General features: G+C 32.2%; 8 protein-coding genes and 1 tRNA gene. 2 read left to right on the forward strand and 7 right to left on the reverse strand.

Features of this window, described 5'->3' with window-relative positions; translation table 11 throughout:
- Positions 1-736: 736 nt before the first annotated feature.
- Both FPG59_RS11505 and FPG59_RS11510 read right to left on the reverse strand, forming a co-directional pair.
- Positions 737-1,954, reverse strand: coding sequence for a tyrosine-type recombinase/integrase (locus FPG59_RS11505; protein WP_086454744.1), 1,218 nt, complete (start codon positions 1,952-1,954; stop codon positions 737-739).
- A gap of 65 nt (positions 1,955-2,019) precedes the next feature.
- Positions 2,020-2,093, reverse strand: a tRNA-Met gene (locus FPG59_RS11510).
- 154 nt (positions 2,094-2,247) lie between these two features.
- Between FPG59_RS11510 and FPG59_RS11515 the strand changes: the two genes are divergently transcribed.
- Entirely contained in the window at positions 2,248-2,640 is a 393-nt protein-coding gene (locus tag FPG59_RS11515; RefSeq protein WP_086454745.1) for an START-like domain-containing protein, read from the forward strand.
- A 50-nt stretch (positions 2,641-2,690) separates the two neighbouring features.
- A complete protein-coding gene (locus FPG59_RS11520) occupies positions 2,691-3,527 on the forward strand; it encodes an aminotransferase class IV (protein ID WP_086454746.1) in 837 nt (278 codons plus the stop codon).
- Here the strand turns inward: FPG59_RS11520 and FPG59_RS11525 are convergent.
- From FPG59_RS11525 to FPG59_RS11545, 5 genes are all read right to left on the reverse strand, one after another.
- Complete coding sequence (locus FPG59_RS11525; protein ID WP_086454751.1) at positions 3,524-4,084, reverse strand: YqgE/AlgH family protein; 561 nt, start codon at positions 4,082-4,084, stop codon at positions 3,524-3,526. The genes FPG59_RS11520 and FPG59_RS11525 overlap by 4 nt on opposite strands.
- A 118-nt stretch (positions 4,085-4,202) precedes the next feature.
- The gene (locus FPG59_RS11530) at positions 4,203-4,475 is read right to left on the reverse strand and encodes an HU family DNA-binding protein (protein ID WP_086454747.1); all 273 of its coding nucleotides are present in this window, start codon (positions 4,473-4,475) and stop codon (positions 4,203-4,205) included.
- Positions 4,476-4,642: 167 nt separating this feature from the next.
- Positions 4,643-5,593, reverse strand: coding sequence for a methionyl-tRNA formyltransferase (gene fmt, locus FPG59_RS11535; protein ID WP_086454748.1), 951 nt, complete (start codon positions 5,591-5,593; stop codon positions 4,643-4,645).
- Positions 5,590-7,485, reverse strand: coding sequence for an ATP-dependent DNA helicase RecQ (locus FPG59_RS11540; RefSeq protein ID WP_086454749.1), 1,896 nt, complete (start codon positions 7,483-7,485; stop codon positions 5,590-5,592). The genes fmt and FPG59_RS11540 overlap by 4 nt, the downstream gene beginning before the upstream one ends.
- Positions 7,486-7,535: 50 nt before the next feature.
- Entirely contained in the window at positions 7,536-8,075 is a 540-nt protein-coding gene (locus FPG59_RS11545) for an AAA family ATPase (protein ID WP_086454750.1), read from the reverse strand.
- Positions 8,076-8,141: the final 66 nt, after the last annotated feature.

The raw sequence follows: 8,141 nt of genomic DNA on the forward strand, positions 1-8,141 counted from the left end.
AAAATAAAAGAATCGATGAATAAAAGATTATTGGAAACAAAAAAAAGTATTTTCTTTTCTCGCATTCATCTCTAAAAAAAAATCTTAAAAATGAACTGAAATACAAAATAGAAAAACAAAACAATTCTATAAAATAGACTAAACCCTCTTCTTTACTATGAAAACCTCCAGATAGATCTATTTTACACAACATTATAATTAGAATAGATCCTACTATGTAGTTAATAGCTCCATAAAGTTTAAACTTAAAAAAAATATAAAACATTAACACTACTATTATAATAACAAAAAGCAACAATACTATTTCTAACTTCATAACTTTCTAATTTATAGTTATTTTATATGCCTCAATATCAAAACGCCATTAATATTGATTTTTCTTTGCACTCCTTTAATCCCCGCTACGCGCAGTGTTCTTATTTATAAATAAATTTCTTGTGTGTGCTGCTCGAACGTCTCTGACTTCGAGCTGTTTTAGATCGTGTTGTAAACTGTAAACGAGATAAAAGTCTCCTGACTTTTTGTGGGGATGTCTTTAGTATGCTTGAATGGCCTCATGCTTGCATCGAATTTCTAGGTAAATTAAACAAACAATTAATAGCGTTTTTAGCGCTCAAAAAGCAAACAAAACCACTTTTCTATGGAGTAGTTGTTATTTCCTTTGCAGACCACTTATAATTCGTTGTACTGTACTAAAAAGCAAAATTATGCTAAGTCATTCTATAAAGCTCACAATCTATCTTATATACTTAGAATAATCATCTGGGATATATGCATTGATCTCCCTTAGGTACTTTCTAAGAGCCGTTTTACTAGTGTGGCCAGTGATAGATATAATATTTGATTCGGCTTCATCTGGTGTCATTTCTTTTATGAAAGTATTGTAGAGTTTAGTTATAAAAGTATGTCTAAAACTATACAATCCGTAATTTTTATCAAACCCAAATTTCTTTTTGACTTCTAAAAAATAATCCGAAAAATCATTTCTTCTGCTATTTTCCGTAGCCTCCCAGTATTGGCCAAAATCTTTTCTTCCAAATAAATAGGCATCACTTTTATAAATGGAGAGATCAGGAATTTCTTCAATAAGCAGTTGAGGTATCCTCTTTACTTTGAATCCAGTTTTGGTTTTAATTTTTAAAATTTTATCATTTAAATCAATGTCGCCAATTTTAATACGATTCACTTCCACTGGTCTTAAAAAGTTAAAGGAAATGAATTTTACATACAAGGATAGTAAGGTATTGTTTTCGTTTAAATATTTGAAAATTTCAGTTTCTTGATCACTAGTAAAAGATTTATTTTTCTCAGGAGTACTTTTTAAAACTGGAATTTTATGAATAAAGTTGTCAGGGATAATTTCATTATCTGCTAAAACAGTAAACATAGAACTGATGTCAGTGCGTGTGTTATTTCTATTTTTAGCCGATGTAGCAATTAAAATTTCGTTTAAGTAGGAGGTGACCACTTTCTTGTTTACAGATGTAATTAGGCTGTTTTTAAACCCATTTTCATTCAGCCATTTTTCAAATCGCAGCATTCTGCCCTCTAATCCCTGATAGGACGTACCTGCTAAGGTGCTTTTTTTAATGTTCAGAGCAAATTCAAAAGCTTCTCTTATAGAATGGCTTAAACTTTCTTCACTTTCAAATTCAAAGTTGTTATTTGGATCATAGGGATTGAAGCCGTCCTTTAAAAGTATCGATAAGTTACGTTGGATACTTTTTAACCATTGAACTCTCCCTTTTTTATCAAGATGTTGCGGAGCATAAATGTTACTAGGAAATCTAATTAAGGTTAGATCAACAGTTCTTCTAAAAGAAAAATAAACATACCAACGTTTTGACAAATCACCGTCTGCATTGTAGATCTTAGGTTCGGAGTATTTCTTCTTTTCTTTCAAATCGTGTTCAAAATCGTGTTCAGATTGTAAATATCGTAATAAATTCGACATAAAAAAGCGGTATTAAATTGCTTTAATACCGCTTAAAATCTAGACTTTATGATTTTTAAAACTTGTAGCGAGACCGAGATTTGAACTCGGGACCTCAGGGTTATGAATCCTGCGCTCTAACCAACTGAGCTATCTCGCCATAGGAGGGTGGTTAACTGTCCCTCATTGCGGGTGCAAATATAGAAATAAATTTAGAGCTTGCAAGCATAAATTAATAAAAAAAAATATTTTTCAAAATCCTTTTTTTATGTGGTAATTATCTATATATTTCCAAAAAAATACAAAAGTATCTCATGGATCAAAAAGTACGTTACGAAATCGAGTTTCCCATAAATTCATCACCACAATTACTGTATCAATACATATCAACTCCATCAGGGTTGTCAGAATGGTTTGCAGATAACGTTAACTCTAGAGGAGAATTTTTTACCTTTATTTGGAATGATTCAGAGGAAAAGGCTAGACTTGCTTCAAAAAAAACGGGTGAAAAAGTGAAATTCAAATGGGTTGACGAGAATAGTAAGGATACAGAGTACTTTTTTGAACTACACATTCTGGTTGATGAGCTTACTAAAGATGTATCACTAATGGTAGTTGACTTTGCCGACAAAGGTGAGGTTAGCGAAGCTACTTTATTATGGGAAAATCAAATTTCTGATTTAAAACATCTCATAGGTTCTGTTTAAAAATAGTATTTATAACTATATTTGCCCTAACTAATTTTAGGGCTTTTTTTATGGTTAATTTTAACGGAACAATTGTTTCTCAAGATGATTGCAAATGGGGACAAAACCGCGCTTTTTTGTATGGTGATGGAGTTTTTGAAACTGTCAAAATTGTAAATAGTAAAATTCTTTTTCTAGAAGATCACTACTTCAGATTAATGGCTTCAATGCGTGTGTTGCGAATGGAGATTCCTATGAATTTCACTATGGAGTTTCTTGAAGAAGAAATTATCTCTTTGGTACTTAAAAATGAAATGTCTAGTTCGGCAAGAGCCCGAATTACAGTTTTTAGAAACGAAGGCGGGTATTATTTGCCACAAAATCAAACCGTATCATATTTGATTCAAGTAGTTTCAATTGAAAATTCTCGTTACTATATTGAAGATAAAAAGTATGAAGTAGATTTATACAAGGATTTTTATATTTCTAAACAATTACTTTCGAGTATTAAGACAACAAATAAAATTATCAATATAACGGGTAGTATTTTTGCTAGTGAGAATGGCTTAGACAATTGTATCTTGCTCAATGACAGTAAAAATGTAGCCGAAGCACTTCAAGGCAATATATTTATGGTGCAAGGAAATAAGCTAATAACGCCGCCCATTTCTGAAGGTTGTTTGAATGGTATTATGCGAAAACAAATTTTGCAAATAGCAAAAAAAATAGATAATCTTGAAGTATTTGAAGAGGTAATTTCTCCGTTTGATCTTCAAAAAGCAGATGAATTATTTGTTACCAATGTAATAAAAGGAATTCAACCCATAACACATTATCGTAAAAAAACATATACTTCAAAAATAGCTTTACAGTTGCTTGATGAAATAAATAAGCTTGTGCAAAATTAGTTTAAATAAGGGTTTTCAGGTGCATTTGACCATATTAGGTAATCACCCCCAAGTTCCATTATTTGTTCTTTCCAAAAATGAGTTGCAGATTTTCCAATGATCTTGTTTTCATAACTATTTGCTGTTATTATCCATGAATTGCTTTTCATTTCGGTTTCCAGTTGGTTTTCATGCCAGCCCGTATAGCCTAAAAAGAAACGAATGTTGTCGTTGTTAATAGATCCTTTATTGATAAGTTCTTTTGTGAATTCAAAATCACCACCCCAATAAATACCATTTGATATTTCAATGCTATTTGGAATCAAATCAGGAATGTTATGAATAAAATATAAGTTATCTTGTTCTACAGGTCCGCCATTGTAAATCTTGAAAGAAGCGTCAATTTCAGGAATTAAATCGTGAATAGTGTATTTTAAGGGTTTATTAATGATAAAACCGATTGAGCCTTCTTGGTTGTAATCAGCTAGCAAAATTACTGATCTGTTGAATGATAAGTCGCCAATTATGGAAGGTTCTGCAATGAGCAAATGTCCTTTTTTTAATTTATCTGTAATCATTGGAATAATTTTTTTATTAAAATTAAGGTTTTTATTATTTAATTCATAAATATTTTCGTTGAAATGCAAAAAAAAACCTTCCAAATGGAAGGTTTTGTCTATATATGGTGTTCTAAAATTAGTTTACTGCACTTTCAAGTTCAGCTCCAGCTTTAAATTTCACTACATTTTTTGCTGCAATTTGAATTGTTTTACCTGTTTGAGGATTTCTACCATCTCTTGCAGCTCTAGCAGATACTGACCAAGATCCAAAACCTACTAATGAAATTCTACCACCTTTTTTCAAGGTTTCTCCCACGTTACCTAAAAAAGACTCTAAAGCTAATTTTGCAGCAGCTTTTGTTATTCCTGCATCTGCAGCGATAGCATCGATTAATTCTGATTTGTTCATAATAATAGTTATTAATTGTTGGTTATCAAATATTGTTAATATACAAATTTAAGTGGATTTCCTTTCCTCGCAAGTGTTTTGTGTTAATTTAGTTTAATTTGTTGATAACTTGCTTTTTTTGTTGATAAATCTAGGTTTCTCACTGTGATTCCCTTGTTTTGTTGGGGCTAATACGCTTTTGCAAAAGCAGAAAAAACAATTCCATTTAATAAATCACCTGTATTCATTCTTTTCTTTCCGGGAAATTGTAAGCTGAGTATTTTTACAAATCCGTCAGAAACAGCAATTTTTAATTCTTTCTTGGTACAATGTATACTTCCTATTTCAAGACCATGCTTCTCAATAATCACCTCAGATTCATAAATTTTCACATTCCATTCTTCTTCATTGTCTTTTATATAGCACCATGAGGCTGGATAAGGACATAATCCTCTAATTAAATTGTGAACTACACTTGCGGATTTTGTCCAATCTATTTTACAGTTTTCCTTATTAAGTTTGTACGCAGTTTTAATTGATGCATTGTCTTCTTGAATCTGAGTAGAAACATCACCTTCTGCAATCATTTCTAATGTTCTGATTACAGTTTTACTGCCTAATTCCATCAATCTGTCGTGTAGTTGGCCCGCATTTTCGTTCTCATCAATAGGAATTTCGTCACTTAAAATCATTGCTCCGGTATCAATTTTATCATCTATAAAAAAAGTAGTTACACCAGTTTTGCTTTCTCCATTGATAATTGCCCAGTTTATGGGAGCAGCTCCTCTATATTCAGGAAGTAGGGAAGCGTGTAGGTTGAATGTTCCTAATGCGGGCATGTCCCAAACAACTTTTGGCAACATTCTGAATGCTACTACAATATGTAAATTAGCGTTTAAGTTTTTTAATTCGGATAAAAAAGCTTCATCTTTCAAGCTTACTGGTTGTAATAATGGAAGCTGATTTTGTAACGCAAATTCTTTTACAGCCGAAAATTTTATTTTTTGACCGCGTCCAGCAGGTTTGTCAGCTGCAGTGATGATACCTACTACATTATAGTTGTTTTTTAAAATAGTATCAAGTATCCCAACTGCAAAGTCTGGAGTTCCCATAAATACAATTCGTAATTTATCTGTCATAATCGTAATGTGTAAGTATTGTTTGGTTGAACCAATATGATGTTGTTTTCTAATAAATCTTGTAAAACGGAAAAAACGTCTTCGGTTGAACTATTGGTTTTATTTTGAATATCTCTGGAGCTTAAATCTCCTTGCTTGAGCAAAGTTACTATTTCTTGAGCAAGATTCTTACTGTCTTTTTTCTTTATTTTATGGGTAATACAATAGGAGCAGTGACCACAATTCTGTATGTTTTTCTCTCCAAAATAGTCTAGGATTAGTAGACTTTTGCAAGTGTTTTTATTTTTTATGTACGCAATTACAGACTCTAGCTGAGTTTTTTTTAATTGGTTTTGATGTTCTAAATGTTTGGAAATCCTATTTATTGTTCTCTCGTCTTCTCGAATTTCATTAAAAACTAATGTAGTGTCATTACTTTTAGAGTGGTATTCTACTATATTTTTTTCTTTTAATTTGAGTAAAACAGCTTGTACTTGAGCTTCCTTATGATTTGATTTTTTTGCTACAAGCTGCAGGTTGAAAGGGGTTTGCATCTCGTATATACCTGGATATGTGCGCAAAATAGCTAAAATTATTTCTTCATCATTTGGATTCAAACTCATGTATCGAATTACTTCTTTTGACGGTATGGTGAATTGCAAAGTGATTTTCTCTGAGAATTCTTGTGATAAAGTAATGACTCCTTGGCGGTCTAAAAACTGCATTGCAGCATACGTTTTTAAGGTAGGAAATTTATACTTGATGCAAAATTGATTCAAATTAAATGTAAATTGCTCGTCAATACCTTCGCCATAGGCAATTTGGAAATAATTGCAAAGCTTTACATACATTAGGTTTAAAAACTTCTTGTCAGGCAAATTGTTTAAAAACTGATTCTCGGCATGAATTATATCTGATGGACTCGTGAGTAGAATTGCAAAAGCTTTTTCTTCATTACGTCCGGCACGACCAGCTTCTTGGTAATAATTCTCCATGTTTTCTGGTAATTGTATATGAATTACCGTTTTTACATTGGGTTTGTCTATTCCCATTCCAAAAGCATTTGTTGCTACAATGACTTGTGCCTCTTCCTGCATCCAGGCCTGCATGTTTTTATCTTTCTCTTTTGTAGTGAGCCCTCCGTGATAGTAAGTAGCTTTAAATCCTAAACTGTTTAATTGGGAAGCAACATCAAGGGTTGATTTTTTATTTCGAACATAAATAATAGAAGGTTCTGGATTTTTTTTTAAAACTTGTTCCACTCTAAACAATTTATCCTCAACTTCAAAAACCATGTAAGCAATGTTTGGTCTTGAAAAAGATTTTTCAAATAATATTGGCTTCTCAAGACTAAGTTGTTGTATGATATCTGTTTTTACTCGGGGAGTTGCACTTGCGGTTAAGGCCAGAAAAGGAGTGTTTGGGAAGTACTCTTTAAGTGTAGAAATTTTTAGGTATGCGGGTCTAAAATCATGTCCCCATTGGGATACACAATGAGCTTCATCAATTGTAATTAAATTTATAGGAAGTTTTTTTATGCGGTCAATAATCCAGTCTGATTGTAAGCGCTCGGGTGATAAGTAAAGAAATTTATAATCACCGTATTGACAGTTGTCTAGCAAATCTATCATTTCTTCGCTTCTAATGCCTCCTGTCAAGGCTATTGCTTTGATGCCTTTTGATTGTAAATTAGCTACTTGATCTTTCATTAATGCTACTAGTGGCGAAATGACAAGGCATATTCCTTTGTTTAAAAGCGCTGGGACTTGAAAGCACACTGATTTCCCACCTCCTGTTGGTAATATTGCAAGGGTGTCTTGACCCTGCAGGACAGATTGAATGATTTCATTTTGAAGCGATCTAAAGGAGTTGTGTTTCCAATATTTTTGAAGAACAGCAAGAGCATCATTCATAAAGTATTTGTTTTGTTACCATGAAAAATTATAACTCCTTGTTGATGCAACTAATTCGAGATAGTGTTTAAGATAAAATGAATTCTATTTTCCATTGTGTCTTTCGGAACTTCAATTAAATCGTAGCCATAGTTTTTATACGTTTCAATAAGATGACTGTGAATGAGTTTTGCTTGCTCAAAATTTTCGTAGCGAGCATCATCACTTATATAGATTTCTTCCCAAGGTGGTAAGATGAATATTTTTGAATACGTGTGTTCTTTACAAGCAACATCAAAACTTGCAGGGTAACTATCGCCTATGTAGTGCATGTAAGCCAAAACATCAGGGATTCCTCTGTCTATAAAAACTACATTATGAGCTTCGTTTTGAGCGTTGTAAAATTGTTTTATTCTACCTTCAAGCAATAATTCACTAAAAAGCAATGGTTTTTCAAGGAATAATTGTTCTATTCCTTGTTTTTTTGCCTCCATGGTAACTTCACGTGAAATTTCGGGATAACAGCAATGGCCTTTTGCGACCAATCCGTCTATAATAGTAGTTTTTCCTGTACCAGGACCACCTATGATAACAATGATTTCTTTTTGCACTTTTAAAAAATAAGGGGCAAATTTACTTAAACTTATTGGGATTATAAAAATTCAACACATATAAAA

The organism is Flavobacterium sp. FPG59 (genome assembly GCF_002150205.1).
Taxonomy (GTDB): domain Bacteria; phylum Bacteroidota; class Bacteroidia; order Flavobacteriales; family Flavobacteriaceae; genus Flavobacterium.

Coding starts and splice junctions, on each gene's coding strand:
- FPG59_RS11505 (WP_086454744.1), bottom strand. CDS start 1,954: ATGTCGAATTTATTACGATATTTACAATCTGAACACGATTTTGAACAC.
- FPG59_RS11530 (WP_086454747.1), bottom strand. CDS start 4,475: ATGAACAAATCAGAATTAATCGATGCTATCGCTGCAGATGCAGGAATA.
- fmt (WP_086454748.1), bottom strand. CDS start 5,593: ATGACAGATAAATTACGAATTGTATTTATGGGAACTCCAGACTTTGCA.
- FPG59_RS11540 (WP_086454749.1), bottom strand. CDS start 7,485: ATGAATGATGCTCTTGCTGTTCTTCAAAAATATTGGAAACACAACTCC.
- FPG59_RS11515 (WP_086454745.1), top strand. CDS start 2,248: ATGGATCAAAAAGTACGTTACGAAATCGAGTTTCCCATAAATTCATCA.
- FPG59_RS11520 (WP_086454746.1), top strand. CDS start 2,691: ATGGTTAATTTTAACGGAACAATTGTTTCTCAAGATGATTGCAAATGG.
- FPG59_RS11525 (WP_086454751.1), bottom strand. CDS start 4,084: ATGATTACAGATAAATTAAAAAAAGGACATTTGCTCATTGCAGAACCT.